The organism is Blautia sp. 1033sp1_1033st1_G9_1033SCRN_220408 (assembly GCF_040929965.1).
Taxonomy (GTDB): domain Bacteria; phylum Bacillota; class Clostridia; order Lachnospirales; family Lachnospiraceae; genus Blautia_A; species Blautia_A ammoniilytica.
Genome location: NZ_JBFKZO010000018.1, coordinates 1 through 26,277 on the forward strand (window position 1 = coordinate 1; position 26,277 = coordinate 26,277).

A 26,277-nucleotide genomic window follows, 5' to 3' on the forward strand; every position below is an offset into this window, starting at 1 on the left:
GTATCAGATGCTGCTCTTTTAAGTCGAATTGCTAAGAAAGTCATCATTGTTCATCGTAGAGATACATTACGTGCAACGAAAATCTACCATGACCAGCTGATGAAAACTGAAAATATAGAGTTTCGATGGAATAATACAGTAAATGAACTGATTTATGGAGAACGATTGACTGGTGTGCGGTTGAAAGATACAGTTACAGGAGAAGAAAACATTATAGAATGTGACGGCCTGTTTGTGAGTATAGGAAGAAAACCGACAACAGATTTTTTAGATAATCAGATAGAACTGGATAATAAAGGATATATTGTGGCAGGTGAAAACACTGAAACGAGTATTCCGGGTGTTTATGCTGTAGGAGATGTCAGAACAAAGTTACTTCGTCAGATAGTAACAGCAGTGGCAGATGGTGCTATGTCAGTACATATGGCAGAAGAGTATATGGAGAAATAATAATCAGAATTTGAATAGTGAACTTTTTATACTGAAATATGTACGATTTCAATAATGACATGAACTTATGGGAACGTATTGCGGATACTTTGTGAACTTTATCCTGATACAATGATTATGCTGATGAAAGAAGGCATAGATAACTGAATACAAGAAAGAGACGAAAGCCTCAGTAGTTAAGAAAAAAACTACTGGGGCTTTTTTTCGTGTCTGAATTTCTCGGCCAATAACTGCGGGGATGTCCCGGCAGGATAAAGGTGGAGCAGGCATGATCCTAAACAGAGGTCCGCCTTCTGAATTTGAAACGAGCAACAAGATTTCAAATTCAGGAGGAACGGATATGTATATTGAACACCCATATTTTTATGAAGGAAAGTACTACGCAAATATTGATGGAGAAATGATCGAGATTACAAAAGAAGTTGCGTATGCGATGAATAATTTTTACAGAAGCAGCAAGGCAAAAAAAGTTGAGATTAAGAACGAACTGGGTGAGGTTGTGGATAAGATGCTGAGAGAAGTACCTTACAGCGGTCAGTCCATTGATGGAGAAGGATTCATGATTGAGGATTTTCCAGATCTGAACTGTGATGTGGAGCACTGTGTACTGACAAAAATGGAACAGCAGAATATTCACAAAGTGATCAATCAGCTGAACTCAGAGGAACGCATGATTATTTATGGCATTTTCTTTGAAAATAAGACACAGACACAGATGGCGGAGATTATGGAGATTTCCAGACAGATGCTGTCATACAAGCTGAAATCCACTCTTAATAAGATGCGTGAAATGTATATGAATAAATTTTTTAAAAAAATTTTTTAAAATCTTTTGCATCTGCCAAAGTCATTTGACTTTAGTAATTAGAGGAAGTTAAAGGACTTCCTAAAATGAACCATGATAACTGAATATCCAATAATAACTGACGTGACATTTCATGCAGAGAGCACGAGGAAGATGCCGCTATAGGATTATAAGGACGTAAGAAACTATTTAGAGTTAATAATGCTGCGAAAAAGCACTGACCAAAGCCAGTCGGCAGGCTGGTGATGCGATGACATGTGTGAGATGCGATACACTTGCAGACCCTGAGAAGTCTGTAACTGGTAAACCTATGAACTGCTGGAGCCTGGAAACGAGAGTTTTGGGGTTGTGGTCCGGAGTGTAGCATCCGGACAGGTTATTATTCCCTTCCTGCAGATGCAGGAGTAACGATTCGGGGTATCGAGGATAAATAGAATCGAGCGAGCACTGTTTAATAATCAAATTGGCTATAGAGGTTATGCGGCAGAGTTTTCCGTCTTGGAAGGGAACTCTGCCGTATTCCTGTGGAGCCAATATAGCGCTATGAATGCTTTACAAATTAAAAAGATTGGAGAGAGATGACAAGTGACGATTCGAAGAGGAGATATCTTATGGGTGATCTCGGTATGTTCCCGACAACTTCGGTTCAGGGTGGAGTAAGACCGGTGATCGTAGTAAGTAACAACAAAGCTAATACATACAGTTCAGTCATTACGGTAGTTCCGCTGACGTCAAGAATATATAAGAAGCGGTATTTACCAACACATGTATTTATCAGTAAATACGATATGACAGGGATCCGAAAAGGAAGCCTTGCATTGGCTGAACAGGTTATGAGCATTTCTACAAAATGTATTATTGAGAAATGCGGAAGAGTAAATAAGTGGAGCCTGGATCGGGTACTGAAAGCAGTACGGATCCAGATGGGAATGGAAGGAGAAGGGCATGACAGCAGAGGAATATAGAAATTATCTGGATCAGGATTTCAGTGATGTAGATATCAATGAAATGACGGATCTACGGATGATAAAAGCAGATGGAAATAAGCCGCTTCAGGAACGGAGAGATATTTTTCTGAATAAAGTAGGAAATCCTTATCTGGTCCGGATCGGTAATATGAAAGTAAAAGTCAGATTTGCCAATAACGGTATATCTATGGAGCAGGCATTCGAGAATATGCTTCTGAGTGTCTGAAAAAGTACTGGCAAGATGGAGGGGACTGTGTTAGAATGTCGGTAAGGACAAATTATGCAGCCCCTTTTATTACATGGATTTTCTGACGTAATAAAAGGAGGTAAGATATGTATCAGAATATCAATAAAATCTATCATGCCGCCATCTATGTCAGATTATCTAAAGAAGATGGCGATATTTCCAGTTCAGCAAAACTGGAAAGTAACAGCATTTCTAACCAGAAAGCTTTGATTCTGGATTTCCTGAAAGACAAAAAAGATATTGAAGTTGTTTCAGTCCGAGTTGATGATGGTTACTCAGGCTCTAATTTTGAGCACCCAGCATTCCAGGCAATGCTGGAGGATATCCGGCGTGGGATTGTAGACTGTGTAGTGGTTAAAGACTTATCACGATTTGGAAGGGAATATATTGATTCCGGGAAGTATATCGAGAGATTATTCCCGGCTCTTGGCGTGCGCTTCATTGCCATAAATGACAATTATGACAGTCTCAAGGGAAAGAATCAGGCAGACGAAATCATTATCCCATTTAAGAACTTAATCAATGATGCTTATTGTCGTGACATTTCTATTAAGATCAGGAGTAATCTTGAGATTAAGAGGAAAAAAGGCGAGTGCGTGACTCCGTTTGTAGCATTTGGATACAGGAAGACAAAGACAGATAAGCATAAATTAGAGATTGACCCATCTGCAGGCAGCGTAGTACAGGATATTTTTAAGATGAAGCTGCGGGGAATGAGTCAGGATGCGATCGCTAATCGTTTAAATGAACTGGGTATTCTTTCTCCATTTGAATATAAGATCAGCAGCGGCAGTCATTATGAAACTGGCTTCCGGCAGAAAGAACAGGCGCTTTGGAGTTCCGTTACAGTCCGTAGGATACTGGAAAACGAGGTTTATATCGGAAATCTTGTGCAGGGAAAAAGGACAACACCGAACCATAAAGTGAAGCAGACTTATGTGAAACCGGAAGATGACTGGATCCGGATTGAGAAAAATCATGAGCCACTGGTGAGTGACCGTGATTTGGAAATTGTTCAGAGACTTCTGGGCATGGATACACGTACTTCACCTGACCAAAAGCAGGTATATCTGTTATCCGGCATTGCTGCTATGTGCCAACTGTGGGCATTCTTTACTAAAAGAAACGGAGCATCTGCTAAAATGCTCAGATGCTCGAACCAATGGAGATCCTGTGTGTCGAAGTCTGGTGATCCGACGGGAACCGCTGGAGGAGAATATCCTTGGGCTTGTTCATCAGTATGCAGCGTCAATGTTGGAAAAAGAAAAGAAAGTATCTTCCAACAGGCAATGCGACTACAAAGAGATCAAGACCGCAGAATTGCAAAAACAGAGCCGACAGTTGACCTCGGAAAAGATGAAACTCTATGATGATTACAAAGATGGTCGTATAGATCGTGATTCGTATAAGCAGAGAGCTGGAAAGATAAGTGTACAGCTAGAGGAAATAAAACGAAAGATAGAAGATGCGGAGAATAGTAAAAAGTTTCTTGAACAAAATGAACTTTCTGATAAAATAAAGCTAAAAGATTTCTTGGGAATTCAGAAGTTCGATACAGAGAAGCTGCGTGAGATTATCAAGGTGATCCATGTTCATAGTCAGGATGAAATTGAAATCGAATGGAATTTTGACGATATTTTTTCGGAACAGAGGTAACTTGAGCAGGACAAGAATGACTTATCAGAAGATAATAAAGGTGCTGGGACTACCTGATGGGAGCGTCGGATAGTTTTCGGCAGAAAAAAATAAAATTTTTTTTGTCCTATACTTGACACATCCACATGTATGCAGGCATACATATTGTTCCAATATGGCGAAAGCTGGAATGAATCCGAAAGCACTCCAATATTTAATGGGACATTCTGATATAGGGGTTACGTTAAATGTATATACGCATCTGGGATTAATTGATGCAAAAGAAGAGATGAATAGGATTGCAAAACTGGCATAGTATGATAAAATAATAGAAAAAAGAATTAAAAATAATCTGATTATAAGGTTCTTAGAAGGCCTGTTTTCCAGGCTGATTATTACTAAGAAGTTACTAAATTTGGATAAGAAAATATACGAATTTATGCTGGGATATACAGGAAAATGACAGGATTGAAGATTATCGGAAAATGCTTGCGAACAGCGTAAATACAGCATTTCAAGGAGTTTTAAGCAATGATAAGTGTGTTATTTGTCTGCCACGGCAATATCTGCCGTTCGCCTATGGCAGAATTTATTTTGAAGGATATGGTTCAGCAGAAGGGTATCGCAGATCTGTTCTTGATTCGGTCTGCGGCTACCAGCACAGAGGAAATCTGGAACGGGATTGGCAATTCGGTATATCCGCCAGCACGGGAGATATTGCGGAAACATGGGATTTCCTGTGAGGGGAAGAGAGCAGTGCAGGTAACAAAAAAAGATTATGGAAAATATGATTATATTTTGGGAATGGATCAGAGAAATATACGGAATATGCTGAGAATTTTTGGGGGAGATCCAGAGGGGAAGATAAGACTGTTGCTTGAAATGACAGGGAGAAGCGGAGATATTGCGGATCCCTGGTATACAGGGGATTTCCAACTTACATATTTGGATATAGAGGAGGGTTGCAAAGGATTTTTGCAGTATCTGAAGGAAAATGGAAAGATAAATGGGTGAAATTTGCTGGATTTTCTCGTTTTTTTCTTCTTTACAAGTGGGGCGAGATTGGCTATACTGATTTCACAGCAACTCAATGGGGAGCAGATGCTCCCTTTCTTTTTATAACCGTTTGGGAAAACGGCTTTATCATTGGACATATCGTCCAATTATCTCTTAAAGTATTAGAAATCAAACCGCTATTAGTGTATGAAAGGAACCATATATATGAATAAAAACTATGAAGAGTTTATAGGTGAATTGCGCCTTTTTTTACTTAATGAAACTGGATATACAGAGGATAAGATTTATTTCCGAAAAAAGGGAGAGAAGATGGCGGAAAATGGAGACAGGCTATTTTTGGTGTGTGCAGAAGAAGATGGTATGAAAGAAATATGTGGGGTACATGTGCAAGAATTGTTTGAAGACTATGAACGGGGAAAAGAATTGAATGAACTGGGAACGATGATATTAACAGAGTTAAAAAAAGTAAATCATGCTGAATTTTTTGACAAAACTAAGAATCTTACTGATTATGAAATGATTAAAAAGGATTTATTTATTAGGCTTTTAAATCTGAATCGAAATAAGGATGAATTGGTACATGCTGTATACAGGTGTATTGGTGATATTGCTGTTGTTCTTTATATGAGAATTTCAGAATCTGCAGATGGGATCACCAGTATGAAGATACGGAAGGAGTATCTTGAGGAATGGGGGATTTCCAGGGAAAAGATTCTTGAGGAAGCATTGATAAATACGATGAAAATGACACCCCCAAGGATTTACTGTTGGGAAAAGCTTATTTTTGACCCTGAATATGATGGTGAGGATTTTATGGGTAAAGAGAATAGTGATGTAGAAATTTCCAGAAAATCATTGGGGATTTGCTTAAGTACAACAAAGCGTACTAACGGGGCGACAGCAATTTTTATGCCAGGTGTTGCAAAACGTATGGCAGAATTGCTGGGACAGGATCTGTATCTGGCATTTACCAGTGTACATGAAGTAATGGTACATGATGCAAGACAGGTTTACCCGGAAGAATTAGAGGATGTGGTCAGTGAAACAGTGAAGGAAACAACACCGGAGGAGGATTTTCTTTCAATAAGAATATATAGATATTGCAGGTCAACAGATAGCATTATCTGCGTTTCAGAGGATGAGGATTAGATAAAAGAGTGCCGCTATGGGTCCACATTGGGTGGAGGCGTGGACTCATAAGGACACTCATCTAATTTACTTATAACGCTGTATCAGGATTCATTAACAGGAATGTAAAGTATCAACCAAGAATAGCAGCGTCATTGGAAAATTCTTCGCCACTGGCCTGTTCAAATTTGTCCAACAGATTCTTCACAGTCAGTTTTTTCTTCTCTTCACCCTGGATGTCCAGGATTACTTTTCCGTCCATAAGCATGATCAGACGATTACCATGGGCAATCGCGTCTTTCATATTGTGGGTGATCATTAGAGTTGTAAGATGGTCACGGTTTACGATCATGTCTGTGATTTCAAGGACTTTTGAGGCTGTTTTGGGATCGAGAGCAGCTGTATGCTCATCCAGAAGAAGCAGCTTTGGCTTTTTCAGGGTGGCCATTAAAAGGGTCAGAGCCTGGCGCTGTCCACCGGAAAGCAGGCCAACTTTGGAGGTGAGTCTGTTTTCAAGACCTAGGCCAAGAACTTTAAGAAGTTCCTTGTATTCTTCACGTTCCTGCTGGGTGATACCTTTGCGAAGTCCGCGTTTGGTACCTCTTCGTCTGGCAAGTGCAAGATTTTCTTCGATTCCCATTGTGGCAGCAGTACCTGTCATCGGATCCTGAAATACACGGCCAAGATAAGCGGCGCGTTTATGCTCGGAAAGCTTTGTTACATCAGTGCCGTCAATAACGATCTGTCCCTCGTCAACTGGCCATACACCAGCAACTGCATTTAGAAGGGTAGATTTTCCTGCTCCATTTCCACCGATTACAGTAACAAAATCTCCTTCATTTAATTTCAGGGAAAGTCCGTTTAAAGCGATTTTTTCATTGATGGTACCAGGATTGAATGTTTTATAAATATTTTTAACTTCAAGCATTGTGATTTCCTCCATGTTTTGCTGCTTTTGTAAATTTTCCTTTCCAGTATGGGATCGCCAGGAAAATAGCAACGACAAAAGCGGACAGCAGTTTCAGCAGGTCTGTATCAATACCCATCCAGATTACTGTCTGCAGCACCAGGTAATATAAAATAGAACCAAATGCCACGCTTAAAAGCTTCAGTGCAAAGTTACGAAAAATACGGCTGAAAATGGCTTCGCCGATAATAACAGCTGCAAGACCGATAACGATGGCACCACGTCCCATATTTACATCTGCAAATCCCTGATACTGAGCAAGAAGGGCACTGGAAAGTGCAACCAGTCCGTTTGAAATCATCAGTCCAAGTACCTTGCAGAAATTAGTATTGATTCCCTGTGCCCGGGACATATTGGCATTGCAGCCGGTAGCGCGAAGAGAGCATCCAAGCTCAGTTCCGAAAAACCAGTACAATACAGCGATCACAACGATAATAAAAAGGGCAACGATCAGAATTGTATTCTGGGTGATAGGAACATTTTTGATCCGGCGAAGGGAAACAAGAATGTTATATTTGTCAACATTGATTGCCTGATTGGCTTTTCCCATGATCTTTAAGTTGACAGAATAAAGGGAAAGCTGTGTAAGGATTCCAGCAAGGATTGCAGGAATACCCATAAATGTATGGAAAACACCTGTAAGCAAACCGGCTGCCATACCTGCAAGAGTGGCAACAAGAAGGGAAATCCATACGTTGTGGCCGTTCAGCATCATCATAATACATACGGCTCCTCCGGTACACATGGTACCGTCTACAGTCAGGTCGGCAATGTCAAGTACCCGAAAGGTAAGATAAACGCCAATTGCCATGATTCCCCAGATCAGTCCCTGGGCAGCAGCTCCGGGGAGAGCCTGGATTAAGTTCATAATTTGCATGATTGTATTCCTCCTGTTAATACAGCGAAAAGCGAGAGAGGTATTTCCCTTTCCCGCTGTCCGCTGATAGTGCATGAAATTAATATTATTCTTGAATTTAAGTTATTTTCTGATCATTCTTCAATTGCTTTGTAATCATTCGGAATTTCAATGCCAAGGTCTTTACAGATGGTTGGATTGTATTCTTTTGTAAAGTTTGGTGCATATTCGATTGGCATAGTAGAAATGTCTTCACCGTCCTTCAGGATACGAACCGCCATTTCGCCAGTAGCTTTTCCAAGATCATAGTAGCTGATAGAAAGAGTAGCAACACCACATCCCTGGCAGATACCTTCTTCACCTGCGATTACAGGAACCTTTTCTGCACTGCAGATATTGTTGATGATCTCTGTATTAGAAGCTACGGTGTTATCTGTTGGAACATAGATCACATCACTGTCAGATGCGGCAGATGTAGCAACAGAAGCAAGGTCGTTGGAATCAGAGAATGCATAATCAGAGCATGTATAACCAAGATCTTCAAGGGCTGCTTTTACTGTATCAACCTGATACTGGGAGTTTGCTTCTGCAGAACAGTACAGCAGTCCTACAGTTTTTGCATCCGGGAAAAGTTCATTCAGCATAGCTGCCTGCTGATCCAGCGGAGCAAGATCAGACGTACCGGAAATATTTCCACCTACTGTACCGTCAAAATCATCAATTTCAAGAGCAACGCCGTAATCTGTAACAGCGGTTCCAAGAATCGGGATATCAGTAGTGCCTGCTGCGGCAGCCTGCAGGGAAGCAGTTGCATTGGCAAGGATCAGGTCTACATTGTCTGATACAAGACCATTGATAATCGTAGAACAAGTGTTGGAATCACCCTGTGCATTTTTTTCTTCAAAAGTTACAGCATCACCAAGAGCGTCTGTAAGGGCATCCTTAAATCCTTGTGTTGCTGCATCTAATGCTTCGTGCTGAACAAGCTGGCAAATACCTACGGTGTATGTTTTGTCACTTTCTTCTGCGTTGACAGCGGTAACACTGCCTATGGTTCCGATTGACATTAAACTGGCCAGTGACACGGCTAAAACCTGTTTTTTCATAACTTTGTATCCTCCTCGAATTGTATTTAAACTACATTCTCCTATTTGAAAATGTACTGGTTTTGATACTGCATTTGCATTTTCAGAAATTAAGTAACTATTCAGTAGGAATTATCCGTGAGGGTACTGAATTGTTACGAAATTGATATAAGGAGAGTGTTTATTTATAATGTAGCAGTATAACGCTTTAAAGTTGCAAAGTCAAGGCGGGAAATAAAAAAATGTATATGGGAGAATAAAAAATCACATATGCAAGAAATAAGGATTATACATGAATTTTCCATTTCAACGGACATGTGGCCTGATGGCAATTTCTGCATATTTTATAGAGAGAAGATAAAAGGACAGAAAAGAAATGGCTTATTCGATTATGTTGGACGCCGGTCATGGGGGTTGTAGATAACGCAAGTAATGAAAACAACGAAAATACAAGGAGAAAGGCAACTGTTGTACCTATTAAAATAAAATATGTGTGAGAGGACAAGCCTTTCAATAATGTAGACGTTCAGAAATGAGCGTCTATTTTTATACCCAAAATGAAAGGAGCATTAAATTTATGAAAAAGACATGGAAACGATTGTGTACGGGCTTCTTAGCTCTTGCAACTGTCGTTACTGCTTTACCGACTACACCCGTTCATGCAGAAAGCAAGCAATACTGGACGGAAAGTGCAGAACGTGTCGGTATCATTGAAAAAGTAATGAATGACGGTTCTATTGGTTCGACATTCAATGAGGGCTATATGAAAGTCGAGGGCGAAACTGCCTATTGTATTGACATCAATACAGATTTTAAGAACGGCTATAAGACCAGAGCTGACGCAAGCTCACGCATGAGTGTCGACCAGATTTCAGATGTGGCGTTATCCTTAGAGTATGTCAAACAGTATGGCGAAGCTCACAAGGAACTAAACTACAAGCAAATCTATCTGTTGGAACAATGTGTAGTCTGGCAGAGATTGAGCGTACATCTTGGCTGGCAATGTGATAACGTGCGAGCTTCTTATGATGAAATCCCAAAGGCTACGCAGGACGAAGTTTTCTCTGGTGCAAGAGCCTTTGTCAAAGAGAATAGAGGACGCTATGAATGTGGCGGTTATATCTACTCTGGCGAGGGGCAGGAATTGGGACAATTCTGGGCGAAGCTGAATGTTGGAAATGCAAAACTACAAAAGACTTCCAGTAATACCAGCATTACAAACGGTAACGGGAATTACTCTATTTCTGGTGCAACCTATGGTGTCTTTGCTGATAAGGACTGCACGAAACAGCTTGCCACCCTTATGACTGATGAAAACGGAAATACAGATATTGTAGAGGTAAAGGCTGGCACAGTCTATATCAAGGAATTATCCGCACCAGCAGGATATAAAGTGGATAAAACAATCTATCCATTAACAATCAAAGCTGGCGAAACAGTGACCTTGAAAGTATCAGATACACCAAAAGTAACAGACACTTTGATTGAGCTTTTCAAGATTGATATGGAAACACAGAAAGACAATCCGCAAGGGAACGCTTCTTTAGCAGGTGCGGAATTTACATGGAAGTATTATGCTGGCTTCTATAACAAAAACAATCTCCCTGCCGAAGCTACAAGAACATGGATTACAAAGACAATCGCTGAAACAGACAGCGACGGGACAACTCATTACATCACAAAATTAGCGGACGTATACAAGGTATCTGGCGACAACTTCTATATGCAGGACGGTAAAGCCGTTCTTCCTTTAGGAACACTAACTGTTGAAGAAACAAAAGCTCCAAACGGCTACTTGCTTGACGGTGCATATATGCAGGCTGGCGATAAGTCCGAACAGATTAAGGGCTTATATGTAACACAGATTACCGAGGACGGCGACCTTGCCGTATTGACTGGAAGTAACCAGTTTTCTGTATCAGACAAGGTTATCCGTGGCGGTGTGAAAATTCAGAAACGAGATTTAGAAACGGGCGATACAAAGCCACAAGGAAGTGGCACCTTAAAAGATACTGCCTTTGACATCATTTCCTTAAATGATAATTCTGTATTGGTTGAGGGCAAGCTCTATAAGAAAAATGAAGTGGTAAAGACAATTCGTACAGATATTGAGGGTATCGCTTCTACTTCTTCTGACCTTTTACCTTATGGAAATTTCCGTATCGTTGAGAGTGAAGCTCCCTACGGTTACTTAACTGACGGTGCAAAACCGATTGATTTTACAATCACAGAAAATGGAAAAATCGTGGACTTAACCGACGAAGCCCATTCTATCTACAATCAGATTAAGCGTGGCGATATTGAGGGCGTAAAAATCGGTGCAGGCACACATAAGCGTCTTGCTGATGTTCCGTTTAGGATCACAAGCAAGACGACGGGAGAAAGTCATATCGTGGTAACTGATGATAACGGGCAATTCTCCACTTCTGCTGACTGGGCTTCTCACAAATACAATACCAACGCAGGAAAGACCAGCGAGGACGGTGTGTGGTTTGGAACTTCTGAACCAGACGACAGCAAAGGTGCATTGCCTTATGATACTTACATCATTGAAGAATTGAGATGTGAAAGCAACAAAGGCTTTGAGCTTATCCCACCATTTGAAATCGTAGTATCAAGAAATAACCTTGTGATTGATTTAGGAACTTTGACTGATGAATACGAAAAAGAAATCTCTATCCATACCACAGCGACCAGCAAAGACGGCGAAAAAACTATCCTTGCAGGAAAAGAGGTTACAATCGTTGATACTGTCAAATTAGACGGACTTACAAAAGGCACAAAATACCAGCTCAAAGGCTGGCAGATGTTAAAGGAAGAAAACGCTGAACTTGTCATTGACGGAAAGCGTGTAGAAAATGACTATACCTTTACTGCTGATGATGAAGCTATGAAAGTGGAAATTGCTTATACATTCAATGCGTCCGAGCTTGGTGGTAAAAATTTGGTAACATTCGAGGAATTATACGATTTGAGCAATCCAGACGAACCCGTAAAAGTTGCGGAACATAAAGACATTGAGGACGACGGGCAGACAGTACTTATCACAGAGCATATCATCAAAATTCATACAACTGCTACCGATAAGGACGGCAACAAAGAGCTTGAAGCAGGAAAAGAGGTAACAATCATTGATACCGTAACTTTAGAGGGCTTAGAAGTCGGCACACAGTACAAACTTGTAGGCTGGCAGATGTTGAAAGAAGAAAATGCAGAGCTTCTTATCAATGGGAAACGTGTGGAAAGTGATTACACCTTTACCGCAGACAGCGAAACTATGAAAGCGGAAGTTGCCTTTACCTTTGACGCTACTTCTCTTGACGGCAAACAGCTTGTAACTTTTGAAGAATTGTACGATTTAAGCAATCCAGACGAGCCGAAGAAAGTTACCGAGCATAAGGACATTGAGGACGAGGGACAGACGATTACCTTTAAGGAAAAACCCGAAGTCCCAGAAGAACCAGAGAAACCCGAAACGCCACAGACACCAGATACACCGCATAAAACAGACAGTCCAAAAACTGGCGATAGCACAAACCTTTACGGACTGCTTGCACTTCTTTTGACTTCTGGTGCTGGATTGGCAGGTATCTTCTTCTGCAAACGCCGTCAAACGAAGAAATCATAAGGCGGTAACGGTATGAGAAAAGGAAAATCACGTTCTCCGCCGAAGCTGTCAAACGGCAGACTTCCGCTTATTCTGGCTTGTCTGTTAACAACCTGCAAGAACACGGATAGTCAAGGGTGCGTAAGCATTTATTTTACCCTTTACTATCTGTGGGATTGCTGGTACTTCCCTAACCGCCAGAATAAGAAATCACTATCAACAAATTTATCCAAAATAGAAAGAAACGAGGTAAAACAATATGGAAATGAAATATGTTGTGCCAGATATGGCACAGTCTTTTGGAACACTTGAATTTGCAGGCGAAAGCGACCCTATTTTTGAAAGGGATAAAAATAACCGCAGGGTCTTAGCCAGACGAAGCTATAACCTTTATTCTGACGTACAGAAAGGCGAAAATGTTGTGGTAGAAATTCCCGTGCAGGCTGGCGAAAAGCATTTCAAGTATGAGCAGAAAGTAAAACTTGTCAATCCGAAGTTATACGGCAGAGGTTACGCAATCGGGGATATGGGACATACCGATTATGTGTTAGTTGCTGATGATATTGTAACAGTTCAAGAAAAGTAAAGGAGTGAAGAATTTATGAGATTATCAAACGGGTTTGTCATTGACAAAGAGAAAACATTTGGAGAATTAAAATTTACAGCGGTGCGTGATGTGTACTTGCAGAATGAGGACGGGACACCGAGTACCCAGCTTAAAAAGCGTATCTATGATTTGAAGTGCAGTCTGCATGGTGGAATTATTCCCGTGTCCGTACCGCCAGAAGTACCGTTAAGGGAATTTCCGTACAATGCAGTTGTGGAACTTGTCAATCCCGTAGCCGATACCGTATCGAGAAAGACCTATACGGGTGCAGATGTGGACTGGTATGTAAAGTCAGAGGATATTGTGTTGAAGAACAAAGGCAATCAGAACGTAGGCAATCCACAGAATAATAACACACAGGGACAGCCGAAAAAATAAAATTAGAGATTAGATATTTATTGTGAGGTAATTCGTTGAATGATATAATTAGGATAAATTGTGAGGTGCTTATCTATGAAAGTATTAGTTAGTTCATGTATCATGGGAAAAAACTGCAAATATAACGGTGGGAATAATCTCAATCCGAAAGTTGTAGAGTTTCTAAAAGACAAAGAAGTTATCGAAATTTGTCCAGAATTATTAGCGAATATGCCTACACCACGTCCTAGTGCGGAAATAGTAAATGGTATTGTCATGGATATAAATGGAAATATTGTTGATGAGGAATATCGTCATGCGGTACAGTTGGCTTTAAATGAAATAAGAAGTATGGAAATAGATTTAGTTATTCTGCAATCAAGAAGCCCAACTTGTGCAGTCAAGAATATTTATGATGGTAGTTTTACGGGGAAATTGATAAAAGGTCAAGGTCTATTTGCACAAGCGTTAATTGAGGCTGGATATAAAGTGTTGGACTCAGAAGATTTTTAATGAATGGTAATGAAAAAGCAGTTAGTCTTAGGATTGACTGCTTTTTTCGTACCTAGAAAGGAGTGATTGATTTATGCAAAAGATTTGGAACAAAGGACACCGTATCAGAGCCAGCGACAAGCACCTTGTCTATCACTTTTCCATAGGGACGCTTCTGTTTGTATTCGTGGCGGTTCTTTTGCTACTGAATATCAAACAGCTCATGCGTACCGATTGGGAGCATTTCAGCTTGTTAGAGAACGGCTTGACGCTTTCTCCTTATAACTTCATAACCATACTGATAGCGACTGGTGTTTGTGCATTGGTCGCTTTTCTATATTACCGCTTCTGTTACGACAGTTTCAAGAAGCTCCTGCACCGTCAAAAGCTGGCAAGAATGATACTGGAAAACAAGTGGTATGAAGCTGATACCGTACAAGACAGCGGTTTTTTTACTGACCTGCAAAGCAGATCAAGGGAAAAAATCGTCTGGTTTCCAAAGATTTATTATCAAATGGAAAAGGGACTGCTTCATATCCGCTGTGAAATTACACTGGGGAAATATCAAGACCAGCTTTTACGGTTAGAGGATAAATTGGAAAGTGGCTTATATTGCGAGCTGACCGACAAGACCCTGCATGACGGCTATATCGAATATACCCTGCTTTATGATATGATAGCGAACCGCATTACCATTGATGAAGTACGGGCAGAAAAAGGCTGTCTTAGACTGATGAAAAATCTTGTCTGGGAATATGACGCACTCCCCCACGCTCTGATTGCTGGTGGGACTGGTGGCGGTAAAACTTATTTTCTGCTGACGCTCATTGAAGCCTTACTACATACCAACGCTGTCCTTTACATCTTAGACCCGAAGAACGCTGACCTTGCAGACTTAGGGACGGTTATGGGAAATGTGTATCACACCAAAGAAGAAATGATTGATTGTGTCAATGCCTTTTATGAGGGAATGGTACAGCGAAGTGAGGAAATGAAGCGACACCCGAACTATAAGACGGGCGAAAACTACGCCTATCTGGGACTGCCACCCTGCTTTCTTATCTTTGATGAATATGTAGCATTTTTTGAAATGCTTGGGACAAAAGAAAGCGTGAGCTTACTTAGCCAGTTAAAGAAAATCGTTATGTTAGGGCGACAAGCAGGTTATTTCCTTATTGTTGCCTGCCAGCGTCCAGACGCAAAGTATTTCTCGGACGGTATCAGAGATAACTTCAACTTCCGTGTGGGATTGGGGCGTATCAGCGAATTAGGTTACGGTATGCTGTTTGGTTCAGATGTGAAAAAGCAGTTTTTCCAGAAGCGTATCAAGGGGCGTGGCTATTGTGATGTGGGAACAAGCGTTATCAGCGAATTTTACACGCCTTTAGTCCCGAAAGGACATGATTTTTTGCAGACTATCGGCTCTCTTGCACAAGCAAGGCAGGACGGGACGGAGACGTGCGAAGCGAAAGGCGACGGCACGGACTAGCCGTTGCTGGTGTGGCGTAAGCCACGCCAGCAGGTAAAACCCCTCGGTATCTAACAGAGGGGTACGTTTGCAAATAGACAATAGACAAAAAACATAGGAAACATAAGGCTTCTGGCATGGTTTCCTAGCAAAATTCAGTTGTGAAGTCGTCTAAAAAAACTTCACACTTGACAGATTGGGGGTATGGTTCTGAATGAAGAACAATGGATAAAAGAATTACGGGAGAAACGGATTGCTTACGGTATCTCACAAGGCAGGCTGGCGGTGGCTTCTGGTATCACAAGGGAATATCTCAACAAGATAGAAAGCGGAAAAATGAAGCCGTCAAAGGAACTTCTGGAAACTCTGCATAAGGAACTGGCAAGGTTCAATCCAGAAGCACCGCTTACCATGCTGTTTGATTATGTAAAAATTCGTTTTCCCACGCTGGATATACAGCACATCATCAAAGATATATTAAAACTGAATATCAATTATATGCTCCATGAAGATTACGGACATTACAGTTATACGGAGCATTATTCTTTAGGGGACATCTTTATTTATACGTCGGCTGACGAAGAAAAAGGTGTCCTTTTAGAGTTAAAGGGGCGTGGTTGCAGGCAGTTTGAAAGTTACCTGTTAGCACAGCAAAGAAGCTGGTATGACTTTCTCATGGACGCACTCGTAGACGGTGGCGTGATGAAGCGTATCGACCTTGCTATCAACGACCATACGGGCATTTTGGATATTCCAGAGCTTGCGGAAAAATGCAGGAAACGGGAATATATCGGAAAGTCCAGAAGTTACAAGTTTTACCAGTCGGGCGAGCTTATCAAGCACAGAGAGGACGACAGAGAATATATGGGGCGTACTCTTTATCTTGGTTCGCTGAAATCAGATGTGTATTTCTGTATTTACGAAAAGGACTATGAGCAGTATGTCAAGTTGGGGACACCGCTTGAAGAAGCCGACATTATTAACCGTTTTGAGATACGGCTTCGGAATGAACGAGCCTATTATGCAGTACGGGATTTGCTGACGTATTATGACGCAGAACAGACCGCCTTTTCTATCATCAATCAGTATGTGCGGTTTGTTGATGAAGAACCAGACAAGCGAAAAAATGACTGGAAGCTCAATGACCGCTGGGCTTGGTTTATCGGCGATAACAGACAGAGCTTGAAGCTGACGACAAAGCCAGAGCCGTACACCTTAGACCGTACATTGCGTTGGGTACAAAGGCAGGTAGCACCAACCTTGAAAATGCTGAAAAAGATTGATAAGGGAAACGGTACAGACTACATGGAAACAATCGAACAGCAGGCAAAACTCACAGAAAAGCATGAAATGATAATCAAACAGCAGACGACCCCTGCAAAAGATTTGGTGGAAAGTTAGGAGTGATAAAAAATGTGGGTATTATTAAAAGACTTCCTGCTGGTATCTATGGGAATGGGTATCGGTGTGGTCTTGATGTGTATTTTGAATGTCGGCAAAGAAGCTGACTATGAAATGAAACAATTAGAAGAAAGCGAGGACAATTAAATGAATTTCGGACAAAATTTGTATCAATGGTTTTTATCAAACGCACAGAGCTTAGTGCTTATGGCGATTGTGGTTATCGGTATCTACTTAGGGTTCAAGCGTGAGTTTTCCAAACTTATCGGTTTCTTGGTAGTTGCCTTGATTGCTGTCGGCTTGGTATTCAATGCTGGCGGTGTGAAAGATGTACTGTTAGAGCTGTTCAATAAGATTATCGGTGCATAAAATTTTATTGTGGTGCTGATATGAGAATGGTATAATGTGGATATATAAAATTCTGATTTATGGGGGCGTTATTTTGAAGAAAGCAATGATATATGTTCATGGTAAAGGTGGAAGTTATCTTGAAACTGAACAGTTCAAAAATATTTGTTTAGATTTTGATGTTTTTGGAGTAGATTATAATGACTATTTCCCGTGGATTGTAAAAAATAAAATTATGGAAGTCTACGATAAAATATCTGAAAAATATGACTACATATATGTACTTGCTAATAGTATCGGAGCTTATTTTACAATGCACACATTACAGAATTTCAAGATTGAAAAAGCATTATTCATATCGCCTATACTTGATATGGAACAACTTATAGTGGATATGATGAGCTGGGCGAATGTGTCTGAAAAGGAACTTTCTGAAAGAAAAGAAATACCAACTGATTTTGGAGAAACATTATCGTGGGAATATCTATGTTTTGTTCGGGCAAACCCGATAAATTGGAAAACGCCTACTGAAATTTTGTATGCTGAACATGATAATCTTACATCACGTCAAACGGTAGATAAATTTATTGATAGACATTGTGCAAATCTTACCGTTATGAATGACGGAGAACATTGGTTTCATACTGACGAACAGATTTTATTTAGAGATAATTGGCTAAGAAAAGTTATACAATAGAATTTAGATTTTATATCCACACACAAAGCAGTTAGTTTTAGGATTGACTGCTTTTTTCTTATCAAAATTTCAGATTGGAGTGATGAAATGGTGCCTGTTAGAGCTGTTCAATAAGATTATCGGTGCATAGAATTTTATTGTGGTGCTGATATGAGAATGCTATAATTGGAGCATGAAAAATGAACTTATATGTGGTTAATATTTCTTTACTTTATGACAAATATTAGTGAATTATACTGATGTAATGAATGGTTGACAAATTGCCAACAAAGGTTGGTTGCAAGAAATCATCATATTTGCAATACTCATTTTGCGGTCGCAAATATAATTTATTTTAGGAGGCTACTTATGAACTTTAATGAAAAACTGATAAATTTAAGAAAGTCCAAAGGTCTTTCACAAGAAGAATTGGGAAATGAACTAAAGGTTTCCAGACAAACAATTTCAAAATGGGAGTCTTGTCAATCATACCCAGATTTTCAACGATTAGTATTATTGAGTGATTTCTTTGGATTGACATTAGATGAACTGGTAAGAGATATTGACGTGCAAGAAGTAAGAGAAAAAAATTTAAATAATGAAAAATTATCTTCCATATACGATGATATAAATGAGGGAAAAAAATTTATTAGACTATGTTATATAATTGGAACTGGAGTGCTAATATTTTTTTCACTTATCGTTCTTTATGGTGTGTTTTTCTCAAAATAAAATATAAGTTCTTATATGTTTTAAAAAGCAGTTAGTCTTAGGATTGACTGCTTTTTTCTTACCAAAATTTCAGATTGGAGTGATGAAATGAGTGATATTTTTAAGGATATGCAGGCAAAAGTCGGCTGTGATTATCTTTCCGACCTGCCCTCTTACAAGCGTAAGGTGTGGCATGAAATGAAACGGCTGAACCTTGCTGACTATGAAGAAAGACAGTTAGAAGATTTTTCAAAGTATGTGTTTGGTATGTCGTACCAGACCATAAAAGATGTGATGAAACAACAGAAAGGACGTGAGGAACAATGCAGGAAACAAGGGTGCTGGTGGAAACGAAAGGAACAACTGGCGAAGAAACAACATCATACTGGTTCGACCTGCCGATAGATGTTGCAGAGTTTGAAGAAAAGTTAGGTATCGGTGCAGAAAGTGGGGATTACCGCATTATCGAAAAGGTGTTGCCTTATGCTGATGAAGTTCACGAACATACAAGCGTGTATCAGCTTAACGAATTAGATTTTATGTACCGCCAGCTTTCAAGTGATATGCAGGAAGAATATGTATCACTACTTACGGTGTTTGAGAATTTAGAAGCACTTTATATTTGCAGGAACGTGATTACCGTTTATCCAGACTGCAAAAGCATGATAGATGTTGCAAGGCAAAAGCTGATGAACGACCCGACGTTCAAACATCTGTCCGAGGACTGTCAAGAATATTACTTTGATTTTGAAGCCTACGCTTCTCACTTGCAGGAACACGGGAAATTTTCAGTAACAGAACACGGTATCTTTGAACTGCCAGAGTAGGAAATGAGGTGGTGCTTATGATTGATGATATGGCGGTTTATATTGCTAATCTTGGTAAATACAATGAGGGTTATTTAGTCGGTGCTTGGTTCACGTTCCCCATTGACGAAGAAGATGTGAAAGAAAAAATCGGCTTGAATGAACAGTATGAGGAATACGCAATCCATGATACCGACAACTTCCCGATTGCGATTGGCGAGTATGTTTCCATTGAAGAACTCAATGAGATGTATGAAATGATAGAGGAACTTCCCGACTATATCGTAGAGTGTCTGGACGAATTTATCAGCCACTACGGGACGCTGGAAGAAGTCGTGGAACACAAGGACGATATTTATTATTATCCCGACTGTGAAACCATGACAGACGTTGCCTACTACTACATAGACGAATTGCAGGCACTTGGCGACATTCCACCCAGCTTACAGAACTACATTGACTATGAAGCCTACGGGCGAGATTTGGATATGGGCGGTTGCTTTATTGAAACAAGCCGAGGTATGTGCGAGATACCATACTAACGCTGGAAGATCAGCAACAAGCATTGTTGCTACTGACAGCGTATTTCTCTTTTAAGGGACAGTCTGAAAATGGCTGTCCTTTTCTATTTTGAAAGGAGCTGAAAGAACTTGAAAAAGATTAAATCTTATACAGGTATCTGGAACGTGGAAAAAGTCTTGTATGCAATCAATGACTTTAACTTACCCTTTCCCGTTACTTTTACACAGATTACATGGTTTGTGATTACGGAATTTATCATCATTCTGTTTGGGGATATTCCCCCACTTTCCATGATTGAGGGAGCATTTCTCAAATACTTCGGTATTCCTGTTGCTCTCACTTGGTTTATGTCGCAGAAAACCTTTGACGGAAAGAAGCCGTACAGCTTTTTGAAATCACAGATAACCTATGCCCTGCGACCTAAAATCACTTATGCAGGAAAAGCCGTAAAACTGCATAAGCAGACCTTGAATGAAACAATCACGGCAGTAAGGAGTGTGAACTATGTTCCCGATAAAATATATTGACAATAACCTTGTCTGGAACAAGGACAATGAGGTATTCGCCTACTATGAGCTGATACCGTATAACTATTCTTTCTTATCCGCAGAGCAGAAATTTATCGTGCATGACAGCTTTCGACAGCTAATCGCACAGTCCCGTGAGGGTAAAATTCATGCGTTGCAGATTGCCACAGAAAGCTCAATCCGCAGTATGCAGGAGCAGTCAAAGAAGCTGGTAACTGGAAAATTAAAGGAAGTTGCCTATCAGAAGATAGACGAACAGACCGAAGCGTTAGTATCTATGATTGGGGACAATCAAGTGGACTACCGCTTTTTTCTTGGCTTTAAGCTCATGGTTACGGAAGAACAGCTCAATCTGAAGAACATCAAAAAATCGGCGTGGCTGACGTTCACGGAATTTCTCCATGAAGTGAACCACACGCTGATGAATGACTTTGTTTCCATGCCGAATGATGAAATCAACCGTTACATGAAAATGGAAAAGTTACTGGAAAATAAAATCTCCCGTCGTTTTAAGGTGCGTCGCTTGGAAATCAACGATTTTGGGTATCTCATGGAACATCTTTACGGCAGGGACGGTATCGCCTATGAAGATTATGAATACCAGCTACCGAAGAAGAAATTACAGAAAGAAACGCTGATAAAATACTACGACCTTATCCGTCCGACAAGGTGTGTGATTGAGGAAAGCCAGCGGTATTTAAGATTGGAACATGAGGACAAGGAAAGTTATGTGTCCTATTTTACTGTCAATGCGATTGTCGGGGAGCTTGATTTTCCGTCAAGTGAAATCTTCTATTTCCAGCAACAGCAATTCACATTCCCCGTTGATACTTCTATGAATGTAGAAATTGTGGAGAACCGAAAAGCTCTTACCACAGTAAGAAATAAGAAAAAGGAATTGAAAGACCTTGACAATCACGCTTATCAAGCAGGAAGTGAAACCAGCTCAAATGTGGTGGACGCATTAGACAGCGTGGACGAGCTGGAAACGGACTTAGACCAGAGCAAAGAAAGTATGTATAAGTTAAGCTACGTTATTCGGGTGTCTGCACCCGATCTTGACGAGCTGAAACGCCGTTGTGATGAAGTCAAGGACTTTTACGACGACCTCAATGTAAAGCTGGTGCGTCCTGCTGGGGATATGCTGGGGCTTCATTCTGAATTCTTACCAGCCAGCAAGCGATATATCAATGATTATGTGCAGTATGTAAAATCAGATTTTTTAGCTGGGCTGGGCTTTGGAGCTACCCAGCAGTTAGGGGAAACTACGGGTATCTATATGGGCTATTCCGTTGATACGGGAAGAAATGTGTACCTGCAACCGTCTTTAGCTTCGCAGGGGGTAAAAGGAACAGTTACCAACGCCCTTGCTTCTGCTTTTGTCGGTTCGCTTGGCGGTGGTAAATCGTTCTGCAACAATCTTCTGGTGTATTATTCGGTTCTCTTTGGGGGACAAGCGGTTATCTTAGACCCAAAATCAGAGCGTGGTAACTGGAAAGAAACGCTCCCAGAGATAGCTCATGAAATCAATATCGTAAATCTTACCAGCGACAAGGACAATGCAGGACTTCTTGACCCATTCGTGATTATGAAGAATGTAAAAGACGCTGAAAGTCTGGCAATCGACATCTTAACATTCCTTACGGGTATTTCCTCTAGGGACGGCGAAAAATTCCCCGTGCTACGAAAAGCGGTTCGTTCCGTTACCCAGAGCGACAGTCGGGGCTTGCTCCATGTAATAGACGAGCTACGCCGTGAAGATACGCCCATATCAAGAAATATCGCAGACCATATCGACAGCTTCACGGACTACGACTTTGCACACCTGCTGTTTTCGGACGGTACGGTAGAAAATGCTATCAGTCTGGATAATCAGCTCAATATCATTCAAGTAGCCGACCTTGTACTGCCAGATAAAGATACCACTTTTGAGGAATACACGACCTTTGAATTATTGTCGGTGTCTATGCTGATTGTGATTAGTACCTTTGCCCTTGATTTTATCCATTCGGACAGAAGCATTTTTAAGATTGTCGATTTGGACGAAGCGTGGGCGTTTTTAAATGTGGCACAAGGCGAAACCTTATCAAATAAGCTGGTGCGTGCTGGACGAGCTATGCAGGCAGGCGTTTATTTCGTTACACAATCCTCTGACGATGTATCAAAGGAAAGTCTGAAAAACAATATCGGCTTGAAGTTTGCCTTTCGTAGTACCGACATCAACGAGATAAAACAGACCTTAGAATTTTTCGGTATCGACAAGGACGACGAGAACAACCAGAAACGGCTTCGTGATTTGGAGAACGGACAATGCTTATTGCAGGACTTATACGGGCGTGTCGGTGTGGTGCAGATACACCCAGTCTTTGAAGAACTACTACACGCCTTTGATACCAGACCGCCCGTACAGAGAAATGAGGTGGAGTGATGAAAGAAAGGATAAAAGGTGCGTTCACAAAAAAGAAGATTTTCCACTTTCTCAAAATGGCTCTGTTCGTGGTGGCACTCTCCCTTATCCTGCTTTCACTTCTGGGGACGGTGGCTCATGCGACGGGGCTTGTGGACGATACCATAAACGCAGAAAATCTTTACTCAAAATATCCCCTTTCCAACTACCAGCTTGATTTTTATGTGGATAATAGCTGGTCGTGGCTTCCGTGGAACTGGCTGGACGGTATCGGAAAATCGGTGCAATACGGGCTTTACTGCATTACCAACTTTGTCTGGACGATAAGCCTTTATTTAAGCAATGCTACGGGCTATGTGGTGCAGGAAGCCTACAAGCTGGATTTTATCAATGATATGGCAGACAGTATCGGAAAGAGCATACAGACCTTGGCAGGCGTAACCGAGAACGGCTTTTCTTCTACGGGCTTCTATGTTGGTTTTCTGCTTCTCATTATCTTAGTCGTGGGAATGTATGTTGCTTATACGGGACTTATCAAACGGGAAACCAGCAAGGCACTTCACGCCGTTATCAACTTTGTTGTGGTGTTCATTCTGTCGGCTTCGTTTATTGCCTACGCTCCCGACTACATAAAAAAAGTCAATGACTTTTCATCAGACATTAGTACCGCTTCGCTGGACTTGGGAACAAAAATCATGCTCCCCAACTCTGACAGCGTGGGCAAGGACAGCGTGGACTTGATACGGGACAGCTTATTTTCCATTCAAGTGGAACAGCCGTGGTTACTCTTACAATTCGGGAACAGCAACGCAGAGGAAATCGGAACAGACCGTGTAGAAGCTCTTGTATCGGCAAGCCCAGAGGACGAGGACGGGAAAACCAGAGAGGAAGTCGTGAAAACAGAAATCGAGGACAACGACAACAACAATTTGACGATACCGCAGGTGGTAAACCGTTTGGGTATGGTGTTTTTCCTCTTGTTCTTCAACTTAGGTATCACGATATTTGTATTCTTGCTTACGGGCATGATGTTGTTTAGCCAGATACTTTTTATTATCTTTGCAATGTTTTTACCTATCAGCTTTTTACTATCCATGATACCGAGCTATGAAAGCATGGCAAAGCAGGCAATCGTAAGGGTGTTTAATACCATAATGACAAGGGCAGGAATAACGCTCATTGTAACGGTGGCGTTCAGCATTTCCAGTATGTTTTATAACATCTCCACGGACTATCCGTTCTTTATGGTAGCGTTCTTGCAGATAGTATGTTTCGCTGGTATCTACATGAAGCTGGGCGATTTAATGAGTATGTTCTCTTTGAACGCTAACGACAGTCAAAGCATGGGACGAAGAATTTTCCGCAGACCGTATCTATACTTGGCACATAGGGCTAGGCGTATGGAAAGACGGATTGCTGGTGCGGTTGCGGCTGGCGGTGTTGCTGGTGCGGTGGCAGGTAGCTCGATTTCAAATAGAAAACCGACAAGGAACACAGCCACAAAAGATAATCGGGGCAATACCACTTCCAGCATGGGACAGCGTGCAGGCTCAAAGGTAGGTGCTGTCTTAGATACGAAAAAAAAAGTGAAAGACAAGGCAAACGCTGTCAAAGAGAATATCAAGGATATGCCGACACAAACCGCTTATGCGGTGTATTCCGCAAAGGAAAAGGCAAAGTCCAGCGTGTCCGACTTTAAGCGTGGAATGGTTCAGGAACAGCAGTCCAGACAGACGGGACGCTTGGAAAAGCAGGAACAGCATAAGAAAAATATCGCTGACAAACGTATGGAGCTTCAAAAGGCACAAGAAGCAAGGCAGGCACAGCGAAAGGCTGACGGATCAGCGACAATGGGAGCTACCCGTCCCCATGAGCGACCAGCCACAGCTTCAAAGCCGAGTGCGGAAAAAATGCAGGAAGTCAAACGTCCTGCCACAGCGACCACTTCAAAAGCAAGTGAGCCAGTCAAGACAACTGTTATCAAAGAGCGTCCGTTATCTTCTGGTGCTTCTGATAAGAAAGCGACCCAGTCGGCACAGCCAGTACATAGGCAGAATGTAGAAAAAGTGGTATCGCAGGAAACACGCCAGAATTACACCAAAGACCGCAGGACAAAGGTTCAGCAGACCACAGAGAAAACTCGTAACCTTGTAACGAAGAAAGGACAGAAGAAAAAATGAAACTGAAACATATCGCTATCATTGGCAGTCTGTTTCCTATCCTCTTTTCTCTGGTGCTTTTCTTTGGTGTCTTGATTAGTGCGGACAGCGACGACGAGAACAGCAACTTTTCTTCTGGCATTACGGGTATGAACTTATCCGCAGAAGTCTTGAAACATCAGCCTATGGTGGAAAAGTACGCCAGAGAATACGGCATTTCCGAGTATGTCAATGTGCTATTGGCTATCATTCAAGTAGAAAGTGGCGGTACGGCAGAAGATGTTATGCAGAGTTCAGAAAGTCTTGGTTTACCGCCTAATTCCTTAGATACGGAAAGCTCAATCAAGCAGGGGTGTAAGTATTTTGCGTCCCTGCTTTCTTCCTGCAAAAATCAAGGTATCGACGATTTGAATGTAGCGATACAATCCTATAACTATGGCGGTGGTTATGTGGGATATGTGGCAGGAAAAGGAAAGAAACACAACTTTAATCTTGCAGAGAGCTTCGCCCGTGAGAAGTCGGGTGGAAAGAAAGTAACCTACACCAACCCGATAGCCGTTGCGAAGAACGGGGGCTGGCGGTATGGTTACGGAAATATGTTCTACGTCGAATTAGTCAATCAATATCTGACCGTGGCACATTTTGATAATGCGACGGCACAAGCGATTATGAATGAAGCGTTGAAATATCAAGGCTGGAAGTATGTATATGGTGGCAGTAACCCGAACACTTCCTTTGATTGTAGCGGACTTGTGCAATGGTGCTATGGAAAAGCTGGTATCTCCTTACCGAGAACGGCACAAGCACAGTATGACGCAACCCAACATCTTCCACTCTCGCAGGCAAAGGCTGGGGACTTGGTGTTTTTCCATTCCACTTATAACGCTGGTTCGTATGTAACCCACGTCGGTATCTATGTGGGAAATAACCAGATGTACCATGCAGGCGACCCGATAGGATATGCAGACCTAAGCAGTAGTTACTGGCAACAGCACTTAATCGGTGCAGGACGAGTAAAACAATAGAAAGGA

28 protein-coding genes and 1 pseudogene are annotated in these 26,277 nt (G+C 41.3%); 26 read left to right on the plus strand and 3 right to left on the minus strand.

Annotated features, from left to right (window positions below):
• The 9 genes and pseudogenes from AB5916_RS12495 to AB5916_RS12535 form a co-directional block, all read left to right on the plus strand.
• A partial coding sequence (locus tag AB5916_RS12495) for an NAD(P)/FAD-dependent oxidoreductase (protein ID WP_368191253.1) occupies window positions 1-450 on the plus strand: 450 nt, incomplete at its 5' end.
• A gap of 340 nt (window positions 451-790) precedes the next feature.
• Window positions 791-1,276: a sigma factor-like helix-turn-helix DNA-binding protein gene (locus AB5916_RS12500; protein WP_368191254.1), complete on the plus strand. Its 486-nt coding sequence runs from the start codon at window positions 791-793 to the stop codon at window positions 1,274-1,276.
• A 564-nt stretch (window positions 1,277-1,840) separates the two neighbouring features.
• Window positions 1,841-2,220 (plus strand): annotated as a pseudogene (locus tag AB5916_RS12505) (type II toxin-antitoxin system PemK/MazF family toxin).
• Entirely contained in the window at window positions 2,201-2,449 is a 249-nt protein-coding gene (locus tag AB5916_RS12510; RefSeq protein ID WP_158422927.1) for a DUF6870 family protein, read from the plus strand. The pseudogene AB5916_RS12505 and the gene AB5916_RS12510 overlap by 20 nt, the downstream one beginning before the upstream one ends.
• 107 nt (window positions 2,450-2,556) lie before the next feature.
• Window positions 2,557-3,840, plus strand: coding sequence for a recombinase family protein (locus AB5916_RS12515; RefSeq protein WP_368191257.1), 1,284 nt, complete (start codon window positions 2,557-2,559; stop codon window positions 3,838-3,840).
• Window positions 3,827-4,126, plus strand: coding sequence for a hypothetical protein (locus AB5916_RS12520; RefSeq protein WP_262583424.1), 300 nt, complete (start codon window positions 3,827-3,829; stop codon window positions 4,124-4,126). Before AB5916_RS12515 ends, AB5916_RS12520 begins: the two co-directional genes overlap by 14 nt.
• A gap of 112 nt (window positions 4,127-4,238) precedes the next feature.
• Window positions 4,239-4,421 (plus strand): tyrosine-type recombinase/integrase, encoded by a 183-nt coding sequence (locus AB5916_RS12525; RefSeq protein ID WP_226845253.1) that lies wholly within the window; start codon window positions 4,239-4,241, stop codon window positions 4,419-4,421.
• Between the two features lie 215 nt (window positions 4,422-4,636).
• The gene (locus AB5916_RS12530; protein ID WP_368191259.1) at window positions 4,637-5,119 is read left to right on the plus strand and encodes a low molecular weight protein-tyrosine-phosphatase; all 483 of its coding nucleotides are present in this window, start codon (window positions 4,637-4,639) and stop codon (window positions 5,117-5,119) included.
• 207 nt (window positions 5,120-5,326) lie between these two features.
• Window positions 5,327-6,271 (plus strand): DUF5688 family protein, encoded by a 945-nt coding sequence (locus tag AB5916_RS12535; protein WP_368191261.1) that lies wholly within the window; start codon window positions 5,327-5,329, stop codon window positions 6,269-6,271.
• 112 nt (window positions 6,272-6,383) lie between these two features.
• On the opposite strand, the gene AB5916_RS12540 is transcribed toward AB5916_RS12535, so the two are convergent.
• The 3 genes from AB5916_RS12540 to AB5916_RS12550 form a co-directional block, all read right to left on the minus strand.
• Window positions 6,384-7,178, minus strand: coding sequence for an ABC transporter ATP-binding protein (locus AB5916_RS12540; RefSeq protein WP_158422788.1), 795 nt, complete (start codon window positions 7,176-7,178; stop codon window positions 6,384-6,386).
• Window positions 7,171-8,094, minus strand: a complete 924-nt coding sequence (locus tag AB5916_RS12545) for an ABC transporter permease (protein ID WP_173728500.1) — start codon at window positions 8,092-8,094, stop codon at window positions 7,171-7,173. The genes AB5916_RS12540 and AB5916_RS12545 overlap by 8 nt, the downstream gene beginning before the upstream one ends.
• A gap of 113 nt (window positions 8,095-8,207) precedes the next feature.
• Entirely contained in the window at window positions 8,208-9,179 is a 972-nt protein-coding gene (locus AB5916_RS12550) for an ABC transporter substrate-binding protein (RefSeq protein ID WP_368191263.1), read from the minus strand.
• A gap of 556 nt (window positions 9,180-9,735) precedes the next feature.
• Here AB5916_RS12550 and AB5916_RS12555 point away from each other — a divergent pair.
• The 17 genes from AB5916_RS12555 (at window position 9,736) to AB5916_RS12635 (ending at window position 26,271) form a co-directional block, all read left to right on the plus strand.
• Window positions 9,736-12,786: an SrtB-anchored collagen-binding adhesin gene (locus tag AB5916_RS12555; RefSeq protein WP_342999971.1), complete on the plus strand. Its 3,051-nt coding sequence runs from the start codon at window positions 9,736-9,738 to the stop codon at window positions 12,784-12,786.
• A 238-nt stretch (window positions 12,787-13,024) separates the two neighbouring features.
• A complete protein-coding gene (locus AB5916_RS12560) occupies window positions 13,025-13,351 on the plus strand; it encodes a YdcP family protein (protein WP_121057297.1) in 327 nt (108 codons plus the stop codon).
• 15 nt (window positions 13,352-13,366) lie between these two features.
• A complete protein-coding gene (locus tag AB5916_RS12565; RefSeq protein ID WP_342999972.1) occupies window positions 13,367-13,750 on the plus strand; it encodes a YdcP family protein in 384 nt (127 codons plus the stop codon).
• A gap of 75 nt (window positions 13,751-13,825) precedes the next feature.
• Window positions 13,826-14,242, plus strand: coding sequence for a DUF523 domain-containing protein (locus AB5916_RS12570; RefSeq protein ID WP_002322983.1), 417 nt, complete (start codon window positions 13,826-13,828; stop codon window positions 14,240-14,242).
• A gap of 73 nt (window positions 14,243-14,315) precedes the next feature.
• On the plus strand, window positions 14,316-15,710 hold the full coding sequence (locus tag AB5916_RS12575; RefSeq protein ID WP_270628349.1) for an FtsK/SpoIIIE domain-containing protein: 1,395 nt from the start codon (window positions 14,316-14,318) through the stop codon (window positions 15,708-15,710).
• A 174-nt stretch (window positions 15,711-15,884) separates the two neighbouring features.
• A complete protein-coding gene (mobT, locus tag AB5916_RS12580; protein ID WP_342999982.1) occupies window positions 15,885-17,090 on the plus strand; it encodes a MobT family relaxase in 1,206 nt (401 codons plus the stop codon).
• A gap of 12 nt (window positions 17,091-17,102) precedes the next feature.
• Entirely contained in the window at window positions 17,103-17,237 is a 135-nt protein-coding gene (locus AB5916_RS12585) for a DUF3789 domain-containing protein (RefSeq protein WP_005340705.1), read from the plus strand.
• Window positions 17,238-17,459 (plus strand): hypothetical protein, encoded by a 222-nt coding sequence (locus tag AB5916_RS12590; protein ID WP_002323342.1) that lies wholly within the window; start codon window positions 17,238-17,240, stop codon window positions 17,457-17,459.
• A 34-nt stretch (window positions 17,460-17,493) separates the two neighbouring features.
• The gene (locus tag AB5916_RS12595; protein WP_021419670.1) at window positions 17,494-18,135 is read left to right on the plus strand and encodes a carboxylesterase; all 642 of its coding nucleotides are present in this window, start codon (window positions 17,494-17,496) and stop codon (window positions 18,133-18,135) included.
• A gap of 348 nt (window positions 18,136-18,483) precedes the next feature.
• On the plus strand, window positions 18,484-18,846 hold the full coding sequence (locus AB5916_RS12600; RefSeq protein ID WP_021422740.1) for a helix-turn-helix domain-containing protein: 363 nt from the start codon (window positions 18,484-18,486) through the stop codon (window positions 18,844-18,846).
• A gap of 87 nt (window positions 18,847-18,933) precedes the next feature.
• Window positions 18,934-19,230 carry a conjugal transfer protein gene (locus AB5916_RS12605; protein ID WP_074073962.1) on the plus strand — a complete coding sequence of 99 codons (297 nt, stop codon included), beginning with the start codon at window positions 18,934-18,936 and terminating at the stop codon, window positions 19,228-19,230.
• On the plus strand, window positions 19,149-19,652 hold the full coding sequence (locus tag AB5916_RS12610; RefSeq protein ID WP_015559967.1) for an antirestriction protein ArdA: 504 nt from the start codon (window positions 19,149-19,151) through the stop codon (window positions 19,650-19,652). Before AB5916_RS12605 ends, AB5916_RS12610 begins: the two co-directional genes overlap by 82 nt.
• A 17-nt stretch (window positions 19,653-19,669) precedes the next feature.
• Entirely contained in the window at window positions 19,670-20,173 is a 504-nt protein-coding gene (locus AB5916_RS12615) for an antirestriction protein ArdA (RefSeq protein WP_002323345.1), read from the plus strand.
• 108 nt (window positions 20,174-20,281) lie between these two features.
• Entirely contained in the window at window positions 20,282-20,680 is a 399-nt protein-coding gene (locus tag AB5916_RS12620) for a conjugal transfer protein (protein ID WP_004843362.1), read from the plus strand.
• The gene (locus AB5916_RS12625) at window positions 20,658-23,108 is read left to right on the plus strand and encodes an ATP-binding protein (RefSeq protein WP_342999973.1); all 2,451 of its coding nucleotides are present in this window, start codon (window positions 20,658-20,660) and stop codon (window positions 23,106-23,108) included. Before AB5916_RS12620 ends, AB5916_RS12625 begins: the two co-directional genes overlap by 23 nt.
• A complete protein-coding gene (locus AB5916_RS12630) occupies window positions 23,108-25,267 on the plus strand; it encodes a CD3337/EF1877 family mobilome membrane protein (protein ID WP_342999974.1) in 2,160 nt (719 codons plus the stop codon). The genes AB5916_RS12625 and AB5916_RS12630 overlap by 1 nt, the downstream gene beginning before the upstream one ends.
• Window positions 25,264-26,271, plus strand: a complete 1,008-nt coding sequence (locus AB5916_RS12635; RefSeq protein WP_342999975.1) for a C40 family peptidase — start codon at window positions 25,264-25,266, stop codon at window positions 26,269-26,271. Before AB5916_RS12630 ends, AB5916_RS12635 begins: the two co-directional genes overlap by 4 nt.
• Window positions 26,272-26,277 lie beyond the last annotated feature (6 nt).

Bases quoted from the DNA above. Each gene is read 5' to 3' on its own strand.
- AB5916_RS12500 (WP_368191254.1), top strand. From the start codon at position 791: ATGTATATTGAACACCCATATTTTTATGAAGGAAAGTACTACGCAAAT.
- AB5916_RS12510 (WP_158422927.1), top strand. From the start codon at position 2,201: ATGACAGCAGAGGAATATAGAAATTATCTGGATCAGGATTTCAGTGAT.
- AB5916_RS12515 (WP_368191257.1), top strand. From the start codon at position 2,557: ATGTATCAGAATATCAATAAAATCTATCATGCCGCCATCTATGTCAGA.
- AB5916_RS12520 (WP_262583424.1), top strand. From the start codon at position 3,827: ATGAAACTCTATGATGATTACAAAGATGGTCGTATAGATCGTGATTCG.
- AB5916_RS12530 (WP_368191259.1), top strand. From the start codon at position 4,637: ATGATAAGTGTGTTATTTGTCTGCCACGGCAATATCTGCCGTTCGCCT.
- AB5916_RS12535 (WP_368191261.1), top strand. From the start codon at position 5,327: ATGAATAAAAACTATGAAGAGTTTATAGGTGAATTGCGCCTTTTTTTA.
- AB5916_RS12540 (WP_158422788.1), bottom strand. From the start codon at position 7,178: ATGCTTGAAGTTAAAAATATTTATAAAACATTCAATCCTGGTACCATC.
- AB5916_RS12545 (WP_173728500.1), bottom strand. From the start codon at position 8,094: ATGCAAATTATGAACTTAATCCAGGCTCTCCCCGGAGCTGCTGCCCAG.
- AB5916_RS12550 (WP_368191263.1), bottom strand. From the start codon at position 9,179: ATGAAAAAACAGGTTTTAGCCGTGTCACTGGCCAGTTTAATGTCAATC.
- AB5916_RS12555 (WP_342999971.1), top strand. From the start codon at position 9,736: ATGAAAAAGACATGGAAACGATTGTGTACGGGCTTCTTAGCTCTTGCA.
- AB5916_RS12560 (WP_121057297.1), top strand. From the start codon at position 13,025: ATGGAAATGAAATATGTTGTGCCAGATATGGCACAGTCTTTTGGAACA.
- AB5916_RS12565 (WP_342999972.1), top strand. From the start codon at position 13,367: ATGAGATTATCAAACGGGTTTGTCATTGACAAAGAGAAAACATTTGGA.
- AB5916_RS12570 (WP_002322983.1), top strand. From the start codon at position 13,826: ATGAAAGTATTAGTTAGTTCATGTATCATGGGAAAAAACTGCAAATAT.
- AB5916_RS12575 (WP_270628349.1), top strand. From the start codon at position 14,316: ATGCAAAAGATTTGGAACAAAGGACACCGTATCAGAGCCAGCGACAAG.
- AB5916_RS12585 (WP_005340705.1), top strand. From the start codon at position 17,103: ATGTGGGTATTATTAAAAGACTTCCTGCTGGTATCTATGGGAATGGGT.
- AB5916_RS12590 (WP_002323342.1), top strand. From the start codon at position 17,238: ATGAATTTCGGACAAAATTTGTATCAATGGTTTTTATCAAACGCACAG.
- AB5916_RS12595 (WP_021419670.1), top strand. From the start codon at position 17,494: ATGTGGATATATAAAATTCTGATTTATGGGGGCGTTATTTTGAAGAAA.
- AB5916_RS12600 (WP_021422740.1), top strand. From the start codon at position 18,484: ATGAACTTTAATGAAAAACTGATAAATTTAAGAAAGTCCAAAGGTCTT.
- AB5916_RS12605 (WP_074073962.1), top strand. From the start codon at position 18,934: ATGAGTGATATTTTTAAGGATATGCAGGCAAAAGTCGGCTGTGATTAT.
- AB5916_RS12610 (WP_015559967.1), top strand. From the start codon at position 19,149: ATGCAGGAAACAAGGGTGCTGGTGGAAACGAAAGGAACAACTGGCGAA.
- AB5916_RS12615 (WP_002323345.1), top strand. From the start codon at position 19,670: ATGATTGATGATATGGCGGTTTATATTGCTAATCTTGGTAAATACAAT.
- AB5916_RS12625 (WP_342999973.1), top strand. From the start codon at position 20,658: ATGTTCCCGATAAAATATATTGACAATAACCTTGTCTGGAACAAGGAC.
- AB5916_RS12630 (WP_342999974.1), top strand. From the start codon at position 23,108: ATGAAAGAAAGGATAAAAGGTGCGTTCACAAAAAAGAAGATTTTCCAC.
- AB5916_RS12635 (WP_342999975.1), top strand. From the start codon at position 25,264: ATGAAACTGAAACATATCGCTATCATTGGCAGTCTGTTTCCTATCCTC.